Consider the following 19838-nt stretch of genomic DNA (forward strand, 5'->3'; position numbering starts at 1 on the left):
TGGCGAGGGGGCTTGCCCCCGTCGGGTCGCGCAGCGACCCCCAAACCTGCAACTTCATCCCCCCTCAAACCCTGCACCTCTAAATCGACGACCGCTGCGCTGCGCCGTTCCGACGAGCCCCCTCGCCACAGGAATTGGCGGTCTTCATTCGCGCACCACTCATCAACAAAATACAAAGCCTCCTAACTATTACGTTGACATTCGCTGCCTAGGCAGTAACATCTCGTCATACATTCTCTGCCTAGGCAGCTAATTGGTGATCAGATGAAACATTTCGCCCCCGACGATTTCAAGAATTGCCATCTCGGTCTCCTGCTCGGGCGCGCTGCGCTGCTCAAGGACCGGATCATCGACACGCACATGGAACCGCACGGCATCACCGCCGCGCAGTTCAAAGTGCTGATCATCCTAGCCCAGTACGGCGTCGATACGCCGGCCGAGCTGTGCCGGCACCTGTCGCTGGACAGCGGTTCGATGACGCGCATGCTCGATCGCCTGGAACAGAAAGGTTTCCTCGCCCGCCAACGCTCCGAAGCAGACCGACGTCAGGTGCAACTGGTGCTGACTGAACAAGGCCAGCAATTGGCTGATCGCTTGCCGGAGATCGGCTCCAACGCGATGAATGAATTGGCCGGCGCCATTAGCCCGGACGAATTGAACACCCTGGAACAGATCCTGAAGAAAATCTTGGTGGCGGCCGGTGATTCGATCACGGTGCTGCGGGTAGGTGACAAATGAGCAATAGAACCTTGCGTACCGGCCTGAGCCTGGTGTTGGCGGCCATGACCCTGGCCGGTTGCGCCAGTTACAGCGGCTTGACCACCGAAGGCCAACGCCTCGACGCGAAAACCCTCAAGGCCGGGCAATCCCTCAGCGGCGTGACGCTGTCGCCGGCGGCCTGGCCGAAAAGTGACTGGTGGAAAAGCCTCGGCGACCCACAACTCGACGGTCTGATCCGCGAAGCGCTGCACGACAGCCCCGACATGCAAATCGCCGATGCCCGCGCGCATCAGGCCAGCGCTGCGGCCTATGCTGCCGACGCCGCGCGCATGCCGACCCTCGATGCCAGCGCCGGTGTCAGCCGCTCGCGTCTGTCCCGGGATCAGGACCCGAGCGGGCAGGGCGGGACTTACGCCACCGTGCGCAACATCGGCGCCAGCTTCAATTACAACTTCGACCTGTGGGGCGGCCAGCGTGACGCCTGGGAAGCTGCGTTGGGCGAGGCCCGTGCGGCTGAAGTCGATCAGCAGGCCGCGCAGTTGACCCTGGCCGCCGACGTCGCCCGCGCCTACAGCGATCTGGGCCAGGCGCACATCGTCTATGACCTGGCCAACGACGACCTCAAACGCACCCGACAAATGCTCGACCTGAGCCAGCGTCGCCTGAGTTCGGGCATCGACAGCCAGTACCAGTTCCAGCAAACCGAAAGCCTCGAAGCCAGTTCCGAAGCGAGCCTGATCGATGCCGAGAAACGCCTGAACAGCGCGAAAATCGCCCTGGCCGTGTTGCTCGGCAAAGGCCCGGACCGTGGCAATGAAATTGCCCGGCCGAAAATCCTCCAGGCCAGCGCCATTGCATTGCCCTCGGTGCTGCCGGCCGAGCTGCTCGGTCGTCGTCCAGACCTGGTGGCCGCCCGTTGGCGCGTTGAAGCGGCGAGCAAGAACATCGCCGCCGGCAAGACCCAGTTCTATCCCAACTTGAACCTCACGGCCGCTGCCGGTTCCGAATCCTTGTTGGGTGACGCGATGTTCGGGTCGGCCAGCCGCTTCTTCAACATTGCGCCGACCATTTCGGTGCCGATTTTCGACGGTGGCCGCCTGCGCGCCGACCTCGATGCCCGCGACGCCGACTACGACCTCGCCGTGGCGCAGTACAACAAGAGCCTGGTGAAAGCCCTCGGCGATGTCAGCGACACGATCAACCAGTTGCGCGACATCGGCCGGCAGATCGGGGCGCAGCAACATGCCACCGCGATTGCCCAGGATTCTTACAACACCGTGGTCCAGCGGTACGGTTCCGGCATCGGTAACTACCTGGACGTGCTCAGCATCGAGCAGCAATTGCTCCAGGCCCAGCGTCAGCTGGCCGACCTGAATGCCGAGCAGATCGATCTGTCGATTCAACTGATGCAAGCGCTGGGCGGCGGTTTTCAGGGCGAAACCCTGACCGCGGCCAACGCAACCCCAGCCACGCAGCACAACTAATTCAAGGTATTTGTCATGGCCACTGCCGATACAACTCCTGCTCCAAGCGAAAAAACCGCCGATAACGCGCCAGACACCGGCAACCCGCGTAAACGCAAACTCATGCTGGTGTTGCTCGCCATCGTGGTGATCCTCGCCGGACTCGGCGTCTGGGGTTATCACGAGTTCTACGGGCGCTGGAACGAAAGCACCGACGACGCCTATGTGAACGGCAACGTGGTGGAAATCACTCCGCTGGTCACCGGCACCGTGGTCAGCATTGGCGCCGATGATGGCGACCTGGTCCATGAAGGCCAGGTGTTGGTCAACTTCGACCCGAATGACGCTGAAGTCGGTCTGCAAAGTGCCCAGGCCAATCTGGCCCGCACCGTGCGCCAGGTCCGCGGCTTGTACAGCAACGTCGACGGTATGAAAGCCCAGGTCAACGCCCGGCAAGCCGAAGTGCAAAAGGCCCAGGACAACTTCAATCGCCGGAAAAACCTGGCCGCGGGCGGGGCGATTTCCCAGGAAGAACTGACCCACGCTCGCGACGACCTGACCTCGGCGGAAAACGCCTTGGCCAACGCCAGACAGCAATTGAAAACCACCAGTGCCTTGGTGGACGACACCGTGGTCTCCTCGCACCCGGACGTGATGTCGGCGGCTGCGCAATTGCGTCAGGCCTATTTGAATAACTCGCGCAGCACCTTGATCGCGCCGGTCACCGGGTACGTGGCCAAGCGCTCCGTGCAACTCGGCCAACGGGTACAGCCGGGTACCGCGTTGATGGCGGTGATTCCACTGGACCAACTGTGGATCGACGCCAACTTCAAGGAAACCCAACTGCGTGACATGCGCATCGGTCAGCCGGTGGACATCGAAACCGACCTGTATGGCAGCGACGTGAAATTCAGCGGCACCATCGACAGCCTCGGCGCCGGCACCGGCAGCGCGTTTGCCCTGCTGCCGGCGCAGAACGCCACCGGTAACTGGATCAAGATCGTGCAGCGTGTGCCGGTGCGGATTCACATCAACGCTGAAGAACTGGCAAAACATCCATTGCGCGTGGGGCTGTCGACTCAGGTCGATGTGAACCTGCACGACCAGAGCGGCCCGGTCCTGGCGCAACAGCCGCCGCAAAAGGCGTCGTTCAGCACCAGCGTCTACGACCGTCAATTGGCTGAAGCCGACGCGATGATCACGCAGTTGATCCACGACAACAGCGCGGCGGTCAGCAAGACCGTACAACGCTGATGGGTCATCACACGACCCTGTGGCAGCGAGCAAGGTCAGTAACTGGCGCCGCACACGCCCCGTCTCAAAGGATTCGCGATGAGCAATAACGCGTCTTTCACGCCGCCCAGCCTGCTGCTCAGCACCATTGGCCTGTCGCTGGCGACCTTCATGCAAGTGCTCGACACCACCATCGCCAACGTGGCGTTGCCGACCATTTCCGGCAACCTGGGCGTGAGTTCGGAGCAGGGAACCTGGGTGATCACTTCGTTCGCCGTGAGTAACGCCATCGCGCTGCCGTTGACCGGTTGGCTCAGCCGGAGGTTTGGCGAAGTGAAGCTGTTTCTCTGGGCGACCATTCTGTTTGTACTGGCCTCGTTTTTGTGCGGCATCTCGACCTCGATGCCCGAGCTGATTGGCTTCCGGGTGTTGCAAGGCCTGGTGGCCGGTCCGTTGTACCCGATGACGCAAACGCTGCTGATTGCGGTGTATCCGCCCGCCAGGCGCGGCATGGCCCTGGCGTTGCTGGCGATGGTCACGGTGGTCGCGCCCATTGCCGGGCCCATCCTCGGCGGCTGGATCACTGACAGCTACAGCTGGCCGTGGATCTTTTTCATCAACGTGCCCATCGGGATTTTTGCGGTGATGGTGGTGCGTTCGCAACTCAAGGCGCGCCCGGTGGAAACCAGCCGTCAGCCGATGGATTACGTCGGGTTGATCACCCTGATCATTGGCGTCGGCGCGTTGCAGGTGATCCTCGACAAGGGCAACGACCTGGATTGGTTCGAATCGAACTTCATCGTGATCGGCGCGGCGATTTCGGTGATTGCGCTGGCGGTGTTCGTGATCTGGGAAATGACCGACAAACACCCGGTGGTCAACCTGCGGCTGTTTGCGTATCGCAACTTCCGTATCGGCACGATTGTGTTGGTGTTGGGTTACGCCGGGTTCTTCGGCATCAACCTGATTCTGCCGCAATGGCTGCAAACCCAGATGGGCTACACCGCCACCTGGGCCGGCCTGGCGGTGGCGCCAATCGGGATTTTGCCGGTGCTGATGTCGCCATTTGTCGGCAAGTACGCGCACCGGTTCGACCTGCGATTGCTGGCGGGGCTGGCGTTCCTGGCGATTGGCCTGAGCTGCTTCATGCGCGCCGGGTTTACCAATGAGGTCGACTTCCAGCACATCGCCCTGGTGCAGTTGTTCATGGGCATTGGCGTGGCGCTGTTCTTCATGCCGACCCTGAGCATTTTGATGTCGGACCTGCCGCCCAGCCAGATCGCCGACGGTGCCGGTCTGGCGACATTCCTGCGTACGCTGGGCGGCAGCTTTGCAGCCTCGCTGACCACCTGGATCTGGATTCGCCGGGCGGATCAGCACCACGCGTACTTGAGCGAAAGCATCACCACCTACGACCCCGCGACGCGCGATGCCTTGCAGAATCTGGGCGGGGCGGGCAGCCCGGCGTATGCGCAACTGGACCATGTGCTGACCAGTCAGGCGTACATGCTCTCCACCGTGGACTATTTCACGTTGCTCGGTTGGGGCTTCATGGGGCTGATACTGATTGTGTGGCTGGCGAAACCGCCGTTTGCGGCGAAGGCCGGGCCTGCTGCCTCGGGACATTGAGAGCAAAACACCGGCAAAAACCGTCGGGGGGGCTGCGACGACGAAGCCCCTCGAATGCACCTCAAGAGAGGGCCGTCGTCCCACGCCCGAACCGCTCCCGATACACCGATGGCGGCACACCCACCACGCCGCGAAACGCGACCCGAAAACTCTCCACTGACCGATAGCCGCATTGTGCGGCGATCTGCTCCGTGTGCTGGTCGGTGCTCTCCAGCAATGCCCGCGCCCGCGCCAGCCGTTCATGCTGCAGCCACGCCTTGGGTGGCAGGCCGGTGGCCTCGGTAAAGCGCCGCAGGAACGTGCGCTCGCTCATCGCCGCTTCACTGGCCAGTTCGCGCACTTCCAGCGGTTTGTGCAAACGCTCACGCGCCCATTGCATCACCCGCGACAAATCGTTGCGCGGCGTGGGGCTCAGTGGCGTCGGAATGAATTGCGCCTGACCACCGGTGCGTTGCGGCGACATCACCAGTCGTCGCGCGACCGAGTTCGCGATGTGGGTGCCGAAGTCACGCGCCACCAAGTGCAGGCAGGCATCAATGCCCGCGGCGCTGCCGGCCGAGGTGATGAGCTGACCGGCATCGACATAGAGCACGTCCGGGTCTACCCGAATGGCGGGAAAGCGCTGGGCCAGTTCCGTGGTGTAGCGCCAATGGGTGGTGGCGCGGTGACCGTCGAGCAGACCCGTCGCCGCCAGCACAAATACCCCGGAGCAGATCGACAGCAACCGCGCGCCCCTGGCATGCGCCTGACGCAGCGCCGCCAGCAACGCCTCCGGCACTGGCGCGCTGCGGTCACGCCAGCCCGGAATGACGATGGTCCGCGCATCCTCGAGCAACGCCATGCCGCCATCGGCCAGCACCTGAATGCCGCCGGTCGCGCGCATCGGGCCTTGGTCCACGGCGACAATCCGGTGCGCGTACCAAGGGAAATCGAACTCCGGCCGCGCCAGGCCGAAAATCTCCACGGCGATGCCGAACTCGAAGGTACAGAGGCCGTCGTAGGCCAGAATCGCGACCAATCCAGGGTTGGCGTGCATTTGGCGGAAAGTTCCCGGTGAGTGTCTTGTGCGCCACTGTAGCCGCAAGTGCCGGGCGGATAAAGTCTTCTCACACCCACCATGATCAAGGAGTCACACCTCATGACCAGCCTGGTTCGCGCCATTCCTGCCGCCCCTTCGGCCATCGCCCTGATGCATTTCAGCAACCGTCTGACCTTCGAAACCGATTGTTCCGACGTCTTCGGCAGCCAGCAGGCCGGCGATGTGGATTTTGTGCTGGTGGACACTCGCGGCCCTTCGGCGTTCGAACGCGGGCATGTGCCGGGCGCCATCAACCTGCCGGGTCGATTGATCAGTGCCGAGGGCCTGGCGGCTTACCCGACGTCGACCCTGTTTGTGGTGTATTGCGCCGGCCCCCATTGCAACGGGGCGAACAAGGCCGCGGTGAAACTGGCGGCGCTGGGTTACCCGGTCAAGGAAATGATCGGCGGCGTGACCGGGTGGCTGGATGAAGGGTTTGAGTTGAGCGTGAGCGTGCCGCGCCCGATGAATGCCGCCATCGGCTGCGAGTGCTGATCTCGATTCCGCCCTCGCCACCGATTCAGTGAGTGGCTGAGGAAACGTTCCACCACTCATCCAGCGTCGCCTGCAGCCACTCGAACACCGCGGCATGGGCGGCGCTGTCCTGTTCACCCCGAGGCAGCGGCGAGTCACCGGCAAAGTGCGCATTGAGCGTCGCGACCGAGGCGGCGTTCCACTCGGGATGAAATTGCAGCCCCAGCCGCGTTGGTCGGGTCCGGTACATCTGCTGTTCGCAGTGCTCGCTGCTGGCGAGCAACTGCGCGCCGGGTGGCAAGTCGATCGCGTCTTCGTGCCACTCCAATACGTCCATCGACTGGCCATCGGCGAACTTCACGGTGGTCCAGCCTGTTTCAGGGCGCTCCATTCGTCGCACATTCCCGCCCAGGCTCAACGCCAGCAACTGCGCACCCAGGCAAATCGCAAACACCGCCGCACCGTGTTCCAGGCTTTGCGCCAACCACTGGCGTTCGTTCTCCAGCCAGGCCGGCCCGGCCTGGGATTCATAGGGCCCGCCGAGCACAATCACCGGCGCCGCGCTCACCGGCGGCAACTGGCCGAGATCAGCGCGAAAAATCTTCAGCGTCAGGCTTCTGGAAGCGGCCCAGTCGGCGATGGCCCCCGGACCTTCGGCAGGGTGGTGCTGGATCAGGTTTAGCGTTGTCATGTGTTCTCTCTGTCGGTTCTGCCTGTCGGTTATGTCCGAAAAAAGCACCTGTCCTACAGTCTGTGCACCGCCTTGGCGCACGCTTCAAGCGACTTCAATCCGCCGGCAACTTTTCTATAAGTATTTGTCGCATATACACAATTTGCCGGTTGGAAGCCGCAATAGACTGCCGGCCACTTCGCTCAATGCTCACTCGCAAGCATGAGCGAACGCTCAATCGAAAGCTGCCAATAAAAGCCTCCGCACACAGGAGTTATAAATGAAGAAGCTAGTGATGTTTGGTGCCCTGGCACTGTCGATGTTGTCCCTGACCGCTGTGGCCGAAGACGCCAAGCCGATCCGCATCGGTATCGAAGCCGGTTACCCGCCATTCTCGATGAAAACCCCTGACGGCAAACTCACCGGTTTCGACGTCGACATCGGCGACGCGCTGTGCGAGCAGATGAAAGTCAAGTGCGTGTGGGTCGAGCAAGAGTTCGACGGCCTGATCCCGGCACTTAAAGTGAAGAAAATCGACGCGATCCTGTCGTCCATGACCATCACTGACGACCGCAAGAAAAACGTCGACTTCACCATCAAGTACTACCACACCCCGGCGCGCTTCGTGATGAAGGCTGGCACCGACATCAAAGACCCGCTGACCGAACTCAAAGGCAAGAAAGTCGGTGTACTGCGCGCCAGTACCCACGACCGCTTCGCTACCGAAGTGCTGGTCCCGGCCGGCATCGAGCTGGTGCGTTACGGCTCGCAACAGGAAGCCAACCTGGACATGGTCTCGGGCCGCATTGATGCGCTGCTGGCCGACTCGGTCAACCTGGACGATGGTTTCCTCAAAACCGACGCTGGTAAAGGCTTTGCTTTTGTCGGCCCGACCTACGAAGACGCCAAGTACTTCGGCGGCGGTGCCGGGATCGCCGTGCGCAAGGGTGATACCGAGCTGGCGGACGAATTCAACAAAGCCATCACCGAAATCCGCGCCGACGGCAAGTACAAGCAAGTGCAAGACAAGTACTTCGACTTTGATGTGTACGGCGCCGAGTAATCCAGCCGTGTAAAAAAGTGGCTACCGTTAATGCGGTAGCCATTTTTTTTGTGCTTCCCGGTTGGAAAGAGGCCCGCTCCCACAGAGATGACTTCATCGTTCAGGTATTCAGGAGTTTTCCATGCAACGCATCGACCATTCATTGCCCTGGAGCCACTTGGGCACCGAACGCACCCTCAGCGTGTTTCGCTACGGTGCGGGCAGCCGCAAGGTCTATATCCAGGCCAGCCTGCACGCTGACGAACTGCCAGGCATGCGCACCGCGTGGGAGCTGAAGAAGCGTCTGACCGAACTCGAAAACCAGGGCCAGTTGCAGGGCGTGATCGAACTGGTGCCGGTGGCCAACCCGATTGGCCTCGACCAGCACCTGCAAGGCAGCCACATGGGACGCTTCGAACTGGGCAGCGGCAAGAATTTCAACCGCTCGTTCGTCGAACTCAGCGCCCCGGTCGCCGCGTTGATCGGCGATCGCCTGGGGGCGGACGCGGCCGCCAATATCGCGCTGATCCGCCAGACCATGGGCCAGGTTCTCGACGACTTGCCGGCCCCGGCCTCGCAGCTCGAAGCCATGCACCGTTTGCTGTTGCGTCACGCGTGCGAGGCCGACATCACTCTCGATCTGCATTGTGATTTCGACGCCGCGATTCATCTGTACGCGTTGCCGCAACACTGGCCGCAGTGGCAATCGCTGGCGTCGCGCTTGAAGGCGGGCGTTGCGTTGCTTTGCGAAGATTCCGGCGGCAGTTCTTTCGACGAGTCGTGTTCCTCACCGTGGTTGCGTCTGGCGCGGGCCTTCCCTGAGGCGGCGATTCCACCGGCCAACCTTGCGACAACGCTGGAACTGGGGAGCATGGGCGACACGCGGGTCGATCAGGCGCAGGCCAATTGCGAGGCAATTCTGGGTTTCCTCGCCGAGCAGGGGTTCATCAAAGGCACCTGGCCGGCCGCACCAAGCGAATGCTGCGAAGGCATGCCGTTCGAAGGCACCGAGTACCTGTTCGCGCCGCACCACGGGGTAGTGAGTTTTCTGCGGGATTCGGGCGAATGGGTGGAGCAGGGCGATGCGCTGTTTGAAGTGGTCGACCCGTTGAATGACCGCGCCACCACCGTGCGCGCTGGCACCAGCGGCGTGTTGTTTGCGATTGATCGCGGGCGGTACACACAGCCGGGCACGTGGCAGGCGAAAGTGGCGGGGCGCACACCGATTCGGGTCGGGAAGCTGATTAACGACTGAAGCTCTTCAGCGGTCTGGCCGACCTCTTCGCGAGCAAGCCCGCTCCCACATTTGAATGGGGGCCATCCTGTGGGAGCGGGCTTGCTCGCGAAGAGGCCCTGAGCAACAGCCAAATTCCGCAGCCGGCTTCACGGTGTTAGGCTCACCGGCGAATCCTGCGCACTGTGAAGGAAGGTTTATGTTGAAGTTTCTCGCTCTGCTGACGCTGTTGGCCTCCGCCGCCGTCCACGCTCAAACCCCGCTGCACACCGATCTGCCGCTCAAGTACCTGGAGCAGGCCAACCCCGAATCACGCAATCAGCCGCTGGTGATTTTCCTCCACGGCTACGGCAGCAACGAGCAAGACCTGTTCGGGATCAAGGACGACTTGCCAGCCAGCTACAGCTACTTGTCGGTTCAGGCCCCGGTGAAGCTGGACGCCGACAGCTATCAGTGGTTTCGCAAGAAGGGCGAGGGCGCTTATAACGGCGAAACCGATGACTTGAAGACCAGCGCCAACGTGCTGCTGGATTTCATCGCGCAGGCAACGAAGAAATATCACACCGAGCCGGGCAAAGTGTTCCTGGTAGGTTTCAGCCAGGGCGCGATCATGTCGTACGAGGTGGCGTTGCGTCACCCCGAAGCAGTCGGCGGCATTGCGGCGTTGAGCGGGCGCATTCTGCCGGTGCTCAAATCCGAGCTCAAACCCGACGAAAAACGCGCGCCGCTGGCAATTTTCATCGGTCACGGCACCGCTGATAAACGCCTGCCATTCAAGGATGGCACTGACGCCGACAGCCTGTTGCAACGCCTGTCACTCAAACCCGAGTTTCATGCCTACGAAGGCGTCGGCCACAACATCAGTGCGCAAGAGATACAGGATCTGAGCGCCTGGTTGCAGCGGCTTAACCCCTGAATGCTATTTGCCGCTGACAATCTGTTGGGTCAGCGCATCGTGTATGGCCTTGTCGTTGGGCCGGGAAATAATCCGGACCACCGCCATGTGGTTTCCGGACGCGGCTATCAGCGTGGTATTGAGCGTCGGCCCGCCGCCCTGGGTGGCGGTGCTGTCGACTTGTCGAAGCCCAAGCCCGGTGCCTTTTTGGGTCAGGCTTTTTTCGCTCAGTTTGTTGAAATCCGGCAGGGCCTTGCGTTGTGAACTGTCGAAGTCAGCCACGGTGCCATCGAGAAATTTGCCGTCGTTGTCCTTGACGTCAATGCCCGGCGGCAGGGCGTTTTCAGCCGCGATCACCACGGTCTTGGTGGCTTCGTTGGCGTACATGGTGCCTGTTGCGCCGGTCGGGCTGGTCGGCAGCGGGTTGGCGACGAAGCCCTTGGGCAGGTTGAAGGTGAACTTGCCGCCGAGCATTGAGACTTTGACGACAGGTGCCTTGTCGTTGGCGGTGGCCTTGGCGGCGTAGGCATTCAAAGCCCCCAGGCTGACGGCCGTGGTCAGCAGCAGGACAACGGCTTTTTTACTCAACAGTGGCATTGGAAGTCTCCAGGGATGATCGCGTAATCGGCGCAATCATCCCATGGAATACGATTTGTAGCAGCTACTGCGCCTGATTCTGCGGGAACAGGTTGCGCCGGGTTTCTTCGTCGAACTCGGCCTTCAACACCAATTGCTCTTTCAACGTGTGAGCACGTTGTGCCGCCGGGCGGGCGCTGATTTCGTCGAACAAGCGCTTGACGTTCGGGTACGCCGCCAAGCCGTTCTCGCCGAGGATGTAAGGCGCGTAGTTGGCCCAACCCCAAAGCGCCATGTCGGCGATGCTGTAGGTGTCGCCGGCCAGGTATTGATGATCGGCCAGGCGTTGGTCGAGCACGCGGTAGTGACGTTCGACTTCCTTCAGGTAACGGTTTTTTGCGTAGGGCAGGTCTTCCGGCGCGTGGTGCAGGAAGTGCACGGCTTGACCGGAAAACGGCGACAGGCCGGTGGCGATAAACATCAGCCACGACAGCAGTTCAGCCTGGCCCGCCACGGAAGCAGGCAGGAAGCGCTGATGTTTTTGCGCGAGGTGCAACAGGATCGCCTGGGAATCGAAAACGGTGGCGTCACCGTCGACCAGCGCCGGCACTTTGGCATTCGGGTTGATCGCCAGAAACGCCGCCAGGTGCTGCTCGCCCTTGAAGGTATCGACGCCTATCAACTCGTAGGGCGTTTGCAGTTCTTCGAGCAGCAGGGCGACTTTCATCGGGTTCGGCGAAGGGTGGAAAAAGAATTTCATGGGGTGGACCTCAGTCAGTGGTGGTGTGAACTGAGGCTGATAGTGAGCTGAACTCGTTCGATTGACGTACGAGGTTGTTGCTTTACTCGTTCGGAATAATCGAACGGGTTGTGGCGGGTTTTTCGCTTGATCGGCTGGTGGCGATCACTGCGCCAATGATGATCAACAGCGCGGCAACAATCAGGATAGGCCCGGCCTGGCTGCGCCCCGTGGCGATCAACAGCACGGTGGAAATCAGCGGCGCCAGGTAAGACAGCGCCCCCAGCGTCGCCAGATTGCCGTGTTTGGTGGCGTGATCCCACGCCAGGAACGCCAGCCCCACCGGGCCCAGGCCGAGCACGATAATCGCCGCCCATTGATGAAGATCAGGCCGCACCGTGGTTTCGAACAACAGATGGCAGATCAACCCGGCCACAGCGACCAGGCCGCAAATTCCGCCGATGGTGCTGCTCGGCACGGCGCTGTAGCGCCGGTTGAACACCGAGTACCCGGCCCAGATCAGCGCGCAACCGAACGCCGCGAGGTAACCGGCCACCGGCATCGCGGCGCCGGGCTGTGGCGCGTGTTGCTGCATGATGAAGGCGGTTCCGGCCAGCCCTGACAAGGCCCCGAGCATTTGCCGTTTGTGCAGCTTTTCCCCGGCCGCCAGCGCCGACAGCAGCACCAGTAACAGCGGCCACAGGTAATTGATCAGGCTGGCTTCGGCAGCCGGCGCGGCTTTCAACGCGAAAAAATACAACGCGTGATAGACGAAGATGCCGGCGAATCCGCTGGCCCAGACGCCCCAGGGTTGGCGCCAGCTGCTGAACCCGGCTAATCCGCGCCGGCCGAGAATCAACGCGCTGGCGACAAACGCGATGCCGAACCCGAGGGCCATCAGTTCAAAGGGCGGAATGCCCTCGGTGAGGGTGGTCAGCAGCGCCAGGCTCGACCAGAGAATGACAGCGGTGACGCCCACGGCGGTGGCGGAGTGTGCCGTGTGGACGCGGGGCGTGGCGTGATTCATGTCTGTTCCTTCAGCGCATTGAACGGGCGACATCCTGGCCCGCGGCTGAGAAGCAGCTTAGCGTTTGATCACTTGACGTCCAGTGACGGTCGTCGGGTTGACCGGCCGCGCCAGCAAGCGCCTGGTCACCCCAAGCATGGCCACCGACACCGCGACGCCGAGGGCAAACGCCGTCAGCCCCATGTCGGGCAGCGCCAGCGCCACCACCAGGCAGAACGCCGAAAACGAATACATGCCGGTCGCGGTCGCTCGCAGCAGCGCGGCGGTGAACGCCGGGCCACGGGTTTGCTGGGAGAACACCGCCATCACGCTGCCTAGCACCGGAAACACCGCGAGCAGGCCGCTCCAGCGTTCGCCGACGGTGCTGGCCAGCAACGTCACCGCCAGGGTGAGCAGGGCGCCCGCGACCATGCGCAGCAGCAATTTGTCAGACTTCGGTGCCGTGCCGGTAACGATCGGTTGCACGGCTGGAAACAGATAAGGCGCGGCGAGCAGCGCGGTGGCGGCAGCGCTGACCGAGAACAGCAGCGACGGCGGGATGATCGACAGGACCACGGCTGCAATCGCCCAGACTGACAGCGAAATCAGCAGTGCCAACGGCCAGCCAGCGCGTTGAGCGACTTGGGCGTAGGTCACGCAGAAGGCAATCATCGCGAACATCGCCGACAGTGCCGCCGTCGCTGACTGGGCAGCAAACGCTTCGCCTTGCTCGATGGCGAGGAAAAACAGAATCGGCCCGACCACCACCGGCAAGCCCGACAACCAACCGGCCACACTCGGGCCCCAGCGCTTGCCCGCCAGGGAAATCAGCAACAGGAAGCCAGGAATCACCAACAGCTTGAGGATCAACACGCACGCATCTCCGACCTGTGAAAGTCGGCAACGTTAGCACGCCCCTGGTGGATTGCTCTACGGATTGGCTTGTTTTGTATACAAAGTTAACGGCGCTGGTAATTGTACAAGACAGACTTTTGCGTATAAGTTTTCAAGACGAGTCCCTGAAGGATCGAATCCGTGATGAAGCGCTATCCATCGCCGTGGCGACAGAGTCTGTGGTTACTGGTGCTGCTCGGCAGCCAAGCCTGGGCCAACTGGCAAGAAGCCTTGCCGGGCGCGCAGATCATCGGCGCCGGCGAATTCCGGATGTACGGTTTTGACGTTTACAACGCCCGGCTCTGGAGCGCCGGGCCACCGCTGGCGAGTGACCGGCCGTTTGCGCTGGAGCTGATTTATCAGCGCAGTATTTCCCGCGACGATCTGGTCCAGGCCAGTGTCAACGAGATCAAGCGCCTGGCGGGCGCTTCGGTCAGCGCCGAGCAACTCGCGGCATGGCAGGCGCAGATGCAACAGTCGTTTATCGACGTGCAGGCCGGAACCCGTATTACCGGGGTGTATCTGCCGGGGCAGGGCGCACGATTCTTTGTCGGTCAGCAGTTGCAGCATGAGGTGAAAGACCCGCAATTCGCCCGCGCCTTCTTCAACATCTGGCTCGACCCGCGCACCCGCAATCCCGAGTTGCGCCAGCAATTGCTTGGCATCGCCAAACCTTGATTGGGCCCGGTGAGGTTATTGTTCCGCCGACACGCTGCCTGGCCCCCTTGGGCGCACCCGCCGAAACGTCTAAGCTGCGCCTTCCCACCTGTTTTTGGATGATTGCGTGAAATTCAACTTGCCCAACGTCGCCACGGCGCCGTTCTGCCCACCCGAAGTGGCCGGCAGCGTCGCCGTTGACCCGAGCGCGTCATTCTTCAAACGTGTCCTGCGGTTTGCCGGTCCGGGTTTGCTGGTGTCCATCGGCTACATGGACCCGGGCAATTGGGCGACCGCCATCGAGGCTGGCTCGCGGTTTGGCTACAGCCTGCTGTTTGTGGTGTTGCTGGCCAGTCTGGCGGGCATGGTGGTGCAGTGTCTGTGTTCGCGACTGGGCATCGCCACCGGGCGTGATCTGGCGCAATTGTCCCGCGAGCGCTACAGCACGCGCACCGCCCGAACCCAGTGGGTGCTGGCGGAAATCTCGATCATCGCCACCGACCTCGCTGAAGTGCTCGGGTGTGCGCTGGCGTTCCATTTGCTGCTGGGCTGTTCGCTGACGGTCGGCATCGCGCTGACGGCATTCGACACACTGCTGGTGTTGGCCCTGCAAAACCGCGGCTTCCGTCGACTTGAAGCGATCATGCTGGTGCTGGTGAGCACCATCGGCGTGTGTTTCTTCGTCGAGTTGCTGCTGATCAAACCTTACTGGCCGGACGTCGCCCGGGGCTTTGTCCCATCGTGGTCAGCCATTACCGATGCCGCGCCGCTGTACCTGGCCATCGGCATCCTCGGTGCCACGGTGATGCCGCACAACTTGTACCTGCACACCTCAATCGTGCAAACGCGGATGATCGGCAAGGACTTGGCCAGCAAGCAGGACGCGGTAAAGCTGGCGCGCATCGATACCATCGGTTCGCTGGCGCTGGCGTTGCTGGTGAACGCGGCAATTCTGATCCTCGCGGCGGCCGCGTTCCACAAGAGCGGACACACCGACGTGGTGGACATTCAGAACGCCTATCACTTGCTCGATCCATTGGTGGGCGGGGCGCTGGCCAGTGTGCTGTTCGGCGTCGCGTTACTGGCCTCGGGGCAGAGTTCGACGTTTACCGGGACCATCGCCGGGCAGGTGATCATGGAGGGTTACCTGAACCTGCGGATTCCGTGCTGGCAGCGACGCTTGATTACCCGTGGGCTGGCGCTGATTCCGGCGTTTATCGGCGTGTGGCTGATGGGCGACGACGCGATCGGCAAGCTGCTGGTGTTGAGCCAGGTGGTGCTGAGTTTGCAGCTGCCGTTTGCGCTGTACCCGCTGATTCGCATGACCAACGACCCTGAACTGATGGGGCCGTTCGTGAATCGGTGGCCGACGCGGATGCTGGCGTGGGGGTTGTTCGGGGTGATCAGTTCAGCGAATGCGTGGTTGATTTCGCAGTGGGTGCTTTGATTTGGGCCAGGTGTGTTTTTCTTAGGCGCATGAGGCTTCTGAGGCCGGGGGGCTTTCTGTGGCAAAAAGGCTTCAGTGGCAAGGAGGTCTGCTGTGGCAGGGAGGTCTTCTGTGGCAAAGAGGTTTCTGTGGTGAAGGGGCTTCTGTGGCGAGGGGGCTTGCCCCCGTTGGAGTGCGCAGCGCTCCCAAAAATCTTCAATATTCACGGAGATTTTTAGGGCTGCTGCGCAACCCAACGGGGGCAAGCCCCCTCGCCACAGAAGCCCTTCACCACAGAAGCTCACCTGGCTACAGCAGCCCCTCACTACAGCAGTTCACTTGCCACAGAAGCCCCTCACCACAGCAACTCACCTGCCACAGCACATTCAGTTAACGCTTCACGCCCGTTCGATCGCCAGTGCCACGCCTTGACCGCCACCGATGCACAGGGTGGCGAGGCCTTTTTTGGCGTCGCGCTTGATCATTTCGTGCAGCAAGGTCACCAGCACCCGGCAGCCTGACGCCCCAATCGGGTGGCCCAGCGCGATGGCGCCGCCGTTGACGTTGACTTTGTCCAAGTCCCATTCCAGGTCTTTGGCCACCGCCAGCGATTGCGCGGCGAAGGCCTCATTGGCTTCGATCAGGTCGAGTTGATCAATCGACCAACCGGCCTTGCCCAGGCAACGGCGCGTGGCCGATACCGGGCCGATGCCCATGATCGCCGGGTCGACGCCCGCGTTGGCGTATGCGGCGATTTTCGCCAGCACCGGCAGGCCAAGGGCCTTGGCTTTTTCGGCGCTCATCAGGATCACCGCAGCGGCGCCGTCGTTCAGCGACGAAGCATTGCCGGCCGTCACCGAGCCGTCCTTCTTGAACGCCGGTTTCAGTTTGCCCAGGGATTCGGCCGTGGTGCCGGCCCGTGGCTGTTCATCGGTGGCGAAGGACAGCGGATCGCCCTTGCGCTGAGGAATCAGGATCGGCGTGATCTCATCGACAAAACGCCCGGCTTCGATGGCGGCCGTGGCTTTCTGCTGTGAAGCGGCCGCGAAAGCGTCCTGTTGCTCACGCGTCAGGCTGTACTTCTGCGCCAGGTTTTCCGCGGTGATGCCCATGTGGTAATCGTTGAACGCATCCCACAAACCGTCGCTGATCATCGTGTCGACGATTTGTGCGTGCCCCATGCGCAGGCCGGTGCGCGCGCCGGGCATCACGTAATTGGACAGGCTCATGTTTTCCTGGCCGCCAGCGATGATGATGTCGGCGTCGCCGCAGCGAATCGCCTGAGTGGCCAGGTGCAGGGCTTTCAAGCCCGAGCCGCAGACCTTGTTCAGGGTCATGGCCGGCACGGTGAACGGCAGCCCGGCCTTGATCGCGGACTGGCGCGCCGGGTTTTGCCCGGCACCCGCGGTCAGCACCTGGCCCATGATCACTTCATCAACCTGCGCCGGATCGATCCCGGTTTGCGCCAGCAACTGGCGGATCACCGCCGCGCCGAGGTCAACGGCGGAAACACTGGCCAGCGCACCCTGGAAGCTGCCGATGGCAGTGCGAGTGGCGGCAACAATAACGACGTCTTGCATGGAATGATTCCTCACTGGGCAGCGAACTGCATTTCCGGTACGTGATCGGGCACGATCAGTTTGCCGGCGGTCTTGGCGACAATCTCTTCGACGCTGACGCCTGGCGCACGTTCTTTGAGAATGAACGCGCCGTCCTTGATTTCCAGGTAGGCGAGGTCGGTCAGCACACGCTTGATGCAGCCGGCGCCGGTCAGCGGCAGGCTGCACTGGGCCAGGAGTTTGGACTCACCGTCCTTGGACGCGTGGGTCATGATGACAATGATGTTGTCTGCGCCTGCGACCAGGTCCATGGCGCCGCCCATGCCCTTGACCAGTTTGCCGGGAATCATCCACGAAGCGATGTTGCCTTGCACATCGACTTCGAAGGCGCCCAGCACCGTCAAGTCGACATGGCCGCCGCGAATCATCGCGAACGACTCGGCCGAGGAGAAAATCGACGCGCCGATGCGTGCGGTCACGGTTTGTTTGCCGGCGTTGATCATGTTGGCATCGATGGTTTCTTCCGTCGGAAACGGCCCCATGCCGAGCAGGCCGTTTTCCGATTGCAGCATGACTTCCATGCCTTCGGGGATGTAGTTGGCGACCAGGGTCGGAATGCCGATGCCCAGGTTCACGTAAAAACCGTCCTGCATTTCGCGGGCGACGCGTTGAGCCATTTGTTCGCGGGAAAGTGCCATTGTTATTTTTCCTTCAAGTCCGGGGGCAGGGGATCACTTACGCACGGTGCGCTGTTCGATGCGCTTCTCGAACGTGCCGCAAATGACCCGGTCGACGTAGATGCCAGGGGTGTGGATCTGCGACGGGTCCAGCTCGCCGGGTTCGACGATTTCTTCGACTTCGACCACGGTGATCTTGCCGGCGGTGGCGGCCAGCGGGTTGAAGTTCTGGGCGGTGTGGCGATAGATCACGTTGCCGAAATGGTCGGCTTTCCAGCCTTTGACGATGGCGAAGTCACCGGTGATGGATTCTTCCATCAGGTACTTGCGGCCGTGAAATTCACGGACTTCCTTGCCTTCGGCCACTGGCGTACCGACGCCGGTAGCGGTGAAGAAGGCCGGAATGCCGGCGCCGCCTGCGCGCATTTTTTCGGCGAGGGTGCCTTGCGGGGTCAGGACTACTTCGATGGCGCCGCTGAGCAGTTGCTCCTCGAACATCTTGTTCTCGCCGACGTAGGAAGCCACTACCTTGCTGATCTGCCGGTCTTCCAGCAGCACGCCGAGACCGAAGCCGTCGACGCCGCAGTTATTGGACACCACGGTCAGGTCGCGTGTGCCTTTGCGCTTGATTTCGGCGATGAGGTTTTCCGGAATGCCGCACAGGCCGAAGCCGCCGGCGATCACGGTCATGCCGTCTTCCAGACCGGCCAGAGCTTCCTCGTAGGAACTCACACGCTTGTCGAAACCTGCCATATGCACCTCTTTTATTCTTTGTGGGCGGCTGGCTAGCCGTATGGGTTGAAGTGTCTCGCTGCAGTATTGATTTGTTAAGTTGATTTTTAAGGTTGATTGATAGATAAAACTCACTAATCAAATGTTACTCAACTGGAGCGACGCAAGATGACAGTCAAGCAGATCCGCGCCTTTCTGGCGGTGGCCCAGAGCCTGAGTTTTGCCTTGGCCGGCGAACGGTTGCACCTGTCGCAATCAGCGTTGAGCCTGACCATCAAGGCCCTGGAAGAGGGCCTGGGCGGGCGCTTGTTCACCCGCAACACACGCAACGTGGCGCTGACCGCCGAAGGTGAATCGCTGGTGCCCTTGGCGCGTCGACTGATCGCCGACTGGGACAACGCCGAAGATGAACTGCGCCAGCGTTTTACCCTGCAACGCGGCCGGGTGACGCTGGCGGCGATGCCGTCGTTTGCCGGCAATCTGCTGCCGCCGATCCTCAAGACCTTCCGCGCCCGTTATCCGAAAGTCAACGTCACGGTGAACGACGTGATCAACGAGCAAGTGCTGGAGATGGTGCGTGACCGGCAAGTGGAACTGGGCGTGGCGTTCGAGCCGACGCAGAGCTCGTCGCTGGCGTTTACACCGTTGTACAGGGATCGGTTTGTGGCGGTGGTGCCGGCTGATTCGCGTTTTGCCGAACGCGATGACATCGATTGGCAAACCTTGCTCACGGAACCGTTTATCACTTTGCAGCGACCGTCGACCGTGCGGGTGATGCTGGAAGAGCATTTGCAGGCGCGGGGGATGAAATTGCCGGTGGAGTTTGAAAGCCACCAATTGGCGACAGTTGGCCGGATGGTCGCGAGTGGCCTGGGCGTCAGCGCGGTGCCTGCGTTGTGCGCGGGGCAGATGCGTGAGCTGGGTGCGCGGTGCATTACCTTGCGCGACCCGGTGGTGGAACGGGCGATTGGCGTGCTGACCCAGCCCGGGGTCGAGTTGTCGGCGGCGGCGCAGGCGTTGTTCGATGTGTTCAAGGAAGAGAACCTGGGCGAGCGTCTGTCTGCGCATTGAACACATCCCCCTTGTGGGAGCGGGCTTGCTCGCGAAGGCGGTGTTTCAGTCGACATCAGTGTT

At 61.7% G+C, this 19838-nt stretch carries 20 protein-coding genes; 11 read left to right on the forward strand and 9 right to left on the reverse strand.

All coding sequences use genetic code 11. The annotated features are described in order from the left end of the window. Positions 1–264: 264 nt before the first annotated feature. The 4 genes from ACQKP4_RS03690 (at position 265) to ACQKP4_RS03705 (ending at position 5045) form a co-directional block, all read left to right on the forward strand. Complete coding sequence (locus ACQKP4_RS03690) at positions 265–738, forward strand: MarR family winged helix-turn-helix transcriptional regulator (RefSeq protein WP_427630511.1); 474 nt, start codon at positions 265–267, stop codon at positions 736–738. Then, complete coding sequence (locus tag ACQKP4_RS03695; protein ID WP_427630513.1) at positions 735–2204, forward strand: efflux transporter outer membrane subunit; 1470 nt, start codon at positions 735–737, stop codon at positions 2202–2204. The genes ACQKP4_RS03690 and ACQKP4_RS03695 overlap by 4 nt, the downstream gene beginning before the upstream one ends. Positions 2205–2219: 15 nt before the next feature. Further along, positions 2220–3437: an efflux RND transporter periplasmic adaptor subunit gene (locus ACQKP4_RS03700; protein ID WP_427630515.1), complete on the forward strand. Its 1218-nt coding sequence runs from the start codon at positions 2220–2222 to the stop codon at positions 3435–3437. Positions 3438–3515: 78 nt separating this feature from the next. Then, on the forward strand, positions 3516–5045 hold the full coding sequence (locus ACQKP4_RS03705; protein WP_427630517.1) for a DHA2 family efflux MFS transporter permease subunit: 1530 nt from the start codon (positions 3516–3518) through the stop codon (positions 5043–5045). Positions 5046–5106: 61 nt separating this feature from the next. Here ACQKP4_RS03705 and ftrA read toward each other — a convergent pair whose 3' ends face one another. Next, a complete protein-coding gene (ftrA, locus tag ACQKP4_RS03710) occupies positions 5107–6081 on the reverse strand; it encodes a transcriptional regulator FtrA (protein ID WP_427630519.1) in 975 nt (324 codons plus the stop codon). Positions 6082–6183: 102 nt separating this feature from the next. Here ftrA and ACQKP4_RS03715 point away from each other — a divergent pair, with 102 nt between their 5' ends. Further along, positions 6184–6618 (forward strand): rhodanese-like domain-containing protein, encoded by a 435-nt coding sequence (locus ACQKP4_RS03715; RefSeq protein ID WP_427630521.1) that lies wholly within the window; start codon positions 6184–6186, stop codon positions 6616–6618. Positions 6619–6643: 25 nt separating this feature from the next. Here the strand turns inward: ACQKP4_RS03715 and ACQKP4_RS03720 are convergent, their stop codons facing one another. Beyond that, a complete protein-coding gene (locus ACQKP4_RS03720; protein ID WP_427630522.1) occupies positions 6644–7288 on the reverse strand; it encodes a type 1 glutamine amidotransferase in 645 nt (214 codons plus the stop codon). A 259-nt stretch (positions 7289–7547) separates the two neighbouring features. Between ACQKP4_RS03720 and ACQKP4_RS03725 the strand changes: the two genes are divergently transcribed. The 3 genes from ACQKP4_RS03725 to ACQKP4_RS03735 all read left to right on the forward strand — a co-directional run bounded on the left by ACQKP4_RS03725 (position 7548) and on the right by ACQKP4_RS03735 (position 10459). After that, positions 7548–8330: an ABC transporter substrate-binding protein gene (locus ACQKP4_RS03725; RefSeq protein ID WP_427630524.1), complete on the forward strand. Its 783-nt coding sequence runs from the start codon at positions 7548–7550 to the stop codon at positions 8328–8330. A gap of 121 nt (positions 8331–8451) precedes the next feature. Next, positions 8452–9564 carry a succinylglutamate desuccinylase/aspartoacylase family protein gene (locus tag ACQKP4_RS03730; RefSeq protein WP_427630526.1) on the forward strand — a complete coding sequence of 371 codons (1113 nt, stop codon included), beginning with the start codon at positions 8452–8454 and terminating at the stop codon, positions 9562–9564. Positions 9565–9742: 178 nt separating this feature from the next. Continuing rightward, entirely contained in the window at positions 9743–10459 is a 717-nt protein-coding gene (locus tag ACQKP4_RS03735) for an alpha/beta hydrolase (protein WP_427630528.1), read from the forward strand. Positions 10460–10462: 3 nt separating this feature from the next. Here ACQKP4_RS03735 and ACQKP4_RS03740 read toward each other — a convergent pair whose 3' ends face one another. The 4 genes from ACQKP4_RS03740 to ACQKP4_RS03755 all read right to left on the reverse strand — a co-directional run bounded on the left by ACQKP4_RS03740 (position 10463) and on the right by ACQKP4_RS03755 (position 13632). After that, the gene (locus tag ACQKP4_RS03740; RefSeq protein ID WP_427630530.1) at positions 10463–11035 is read right to left on the reverse strand and encodes a hypothetical protein; all 573 of its coding nucleotides are present in this window, start codon (positions 11033–11035) and stop codon (positions 10463–10465) included. A 64-nt stretch (positions 11036–11099) separates the two neighbouring features. After that, entirely contained in the window at positions 11100–11774 is a 675-nt protein-coding gene (locus ACQKP4_RS03745; protein ID WP_427630532.1) for a glutathione S-transferase family protein, read from the reverse strand. 82 nt (positions 11775–11856) lie between these two features. Continuing rightward, positions 11857–12780: an aromatic amino acid exporter YddG gene (gene yddG, locus ACQKP4_RS03750; RefSeq protein WP_427630534.1), complete on the reverse strand. Its 924-nt coding sequence runs from the start codon at positions 12778–12780 to the stop codon at positions 11857–11859. A 57-nt stretch (positions 12781–12837) separates the two neighbouring features. Next, entirely contained in the window at positions 12838–13632 is a 795-nt protein-coding gene (locus ACQKP4_RS03755; protein WP_427630536.1) for a hypothetical protein, read from the reverse strand. Between the two features lie 165 nt (positions 13633–13797). Here ACQKP4_RS03755 and ACQKP4_RS03760 point away from each other — a divergent pair, with 165 nt between their 5' ends. Further along, positions 13798–14331, forward strand: coding sequence for a chalcone isomerase family protein (locus tag ACQKP4_RS03760; RefSeq protein ID WP_427630538.1), 534 nt, complete (start codon positions 13798–13800; stop codon positions 14329–14331). Positions 14332–14437: 106 nt separating this feature from the next. Further along, positions 14438–15757: an Nramp family divalent metal transporter gene (locus ACQKP4_RS03765; RefSeq protein ID WP_427630540.1), complete on the forward strand. Its 1320-nt coding sequence runs from the start codon at positions 14438–14440 to the stop codon at positions 15755–15757. Positions 15758–16134: 377 nt separating this feature from the next. On the opposite strand, the gene ACQKP4_RS03770 is transcribed toward ACQKP4_RS03765, so the two are convergent. From ACQKP4_RS03770 to ACQKP4_RS03780, 3 genes are read right to left on the reverse strand one after another with little or no spacing between them, the layout of a single operon-like run. Further along, positions 16135–17316, reverse strand: a complete 1182-nt coding sequence (locus ACQKP4_RS03770; protein WP_427630542.1) for an acetyl-CoA C-acetyltransferase — start codon at positions 17314–17316, stop codon at positions 16135–16137. 11 nt (positions 17317–17327) lie between these two features. Continuing rightward, positions 17328–17993 (reverse strand): CoA transferase subunit B, encoded by a 666-nt coding sequence (locus ACQKP4_RS03775; RefSeq protein WP_427630544.1) that lies wholly within the window; start codon positions 17991–17993, stop codon positions 17328–17330. A gap of 33 nt (positions 17994–18026) precedes the next feature. Next, the gene (locus ACQKP4_RS03780) at positions 18027–18725 is read right to left on the reverse strand and encodes a CoA transferase subunit A (protein WP_427630546.1); all 699 of its coding nucleotides are present in this window, start codon (positions 18723–18725) and stop codon (positions 18027–18029) included. Positions 18726–18872: 147 nt separating this feature from the next. Here ACQKP4_RS03780 and ACQKP4_RS03785 point away from each other — a divergent pair, with 147 nt between their 5' ends. After that, positions 18873–19775, forward strand: coding sequence for a LysR substrate-binding domain-containing protein (locus tag ACQKP4_RS03785; protein WP_427630548.1), 903 nt, complete (start codon positions 18873–18875; stop codon positions 19773–19775). The last annotated feature ends 63 nt before the right edge of the window (positions 19776–19838 follow it).

The organism is Pseudomonas sp. NPDC086278 (assembly GCF_050280905.1).
Lineage (GTDB): Bacteria > Pseudomonadota > Gammaproteobacteria > Pseudomonadales > Pseudomonadaceae > Aquipseudomonas.

What these genes read in the sequence shown, in the direction of transcription:
- ACQKP4_RS03690 (WP_427630511.1), top strand. Translation starts at nt 265, where the DNA reads ATGAAACATTTCGCCCCCGACGATTTCAAGAATTGCCATCTCGGTCTC.
- ACQKP4_RS03695 (WP_427630513.1), top strand. Translation starts at nt 735, where the DNA reads ATGAGCAATAGAACCTTGCGTACCGGCCTGAGCCTGGTGTTGGCGGCC.
- ACQKP4_RS03700 (WP_427630515.1), top strand. Translation starts at nt 2,220, where the DNA reads ATGGCCACTGCCGATACAACTCCTGCTCCAAGCGAAAAAACCGCCGAT.
- ACQKP4_RS03705 (WP_427630517.1), top strand. Translation starts at nt 3,516, where the DNA reads ATGAGCAATAACGCGTCTTTCACGCCGCCCAGCCTGCTGCTCAGCACC.
- ftrA (WP_427630519.1), bottom strand. Translation starts at nt 6,081, where the DNA reads ATGCACGCCAACCCTGGATTGGTCGCGATTCTGGCCTACGACGGCCTC.
- ACQKP4_RS03715 (WP_427630521.1), top strand. Translation starts at nt 6,184, where the DNA reads ATGACCAGCCTGGTTCGCGCCATTCCTGCCGCCCCTTCGGCCATCGCC.
- ACQKP4_RS03720 (WP_427630522.1), bottom strand. Translation starts at nt 7,288, where the DNA reads ATGACAACGCTAAACCTGATCCAGCACCACCCTGCCGAAGGTCCGGGG.
- ACQKP4_RS03725 (WP_427630524.1), top strand. Translation starts at nt 7,548, where the DNA reads ATGAAGAAGCTAGTGATGTTTGGTGCCCTGGCACTGTCGATGTTGTCC.
- ACQKP4_RS03730 (WP_427630526.1), top strand. Translation starts at nt 8,452, where the DNA reads ATGCAACGCATCGACCATTCATTGCCCTGGAGCCACTTGGGCACCGAA.
- ACQKP4_RS03735 (WP_427630528.1), top strand. Translation starts at nt 9,743, where the DNA reads ATGTTGAAGTTTCTCGCTCTGCTGACGCTGTTGGCCTCCGCCGCCGTC.
- ACQKP4_RS03740 (WP_427630530.1), bottom strand. Translation starts at nt 11,035, where the DNA reads ATGCCACTGTTGAGTAAAAAAGCCGTTGTCCTGCTGCTGACCACGGCC.
- ACQKP4_RS03745 (WP_427630532.1), bottom strand. Translation starts at nt 11,774, where the DNA reads ATGAAATTCTTTTTCCACCCTTCGCCGAACCCGATGAAAGTCGCCCTG.
- yddG (WP_427630534.1), bottom strand. Translation starts at nt 12,780, where the DNA reads ATGAATCACGCCACGCCCCGCGTCCACACGGCACACTCCGCCACCGCC.
- ACQKP4_RS03760 (WP_427630538.1), top strand. Translation starts at nt 13,798, where the DNA reads ATGAAGCGCTATCCATCGCCGTGGCGACAGAGTCTGTGGTTACTGGTG.
- ACQKP4_RS03770 (WP_427630542.1), bottom strand. Translation starts at nt 17,316, where the DNA reads ATGCAAGACGTCGTTATTGTTGCCGCCACTCGCACTGCCATCGGCAGC.
- ACQKP4_RS03775 (WP_427630544.1), bottom strand. Translation starts at nt 17,993, where the DNA reads ATGGCACTTTCCCGCGAACAAATGGCTCAACGCGTCGCCCGCGAAATG.
- ACQKP4_RS03780 (WP_427630546.1), bottom strand. Translation starts at nt 18,725, where the DNA reads ATGGCAGGTTTCGACAAGCGTGTGAGTTCCTACGAGGAAGCTCTGGCC.
- ACQKP4_RS03785 (WP_427630548.1), top strand. Translation starts at nt 18,873, where the DNA reads ATGACAGTCAAGCAGATCCGCGCCTTTCTGGCGGTGGCCCAGAGCCTG.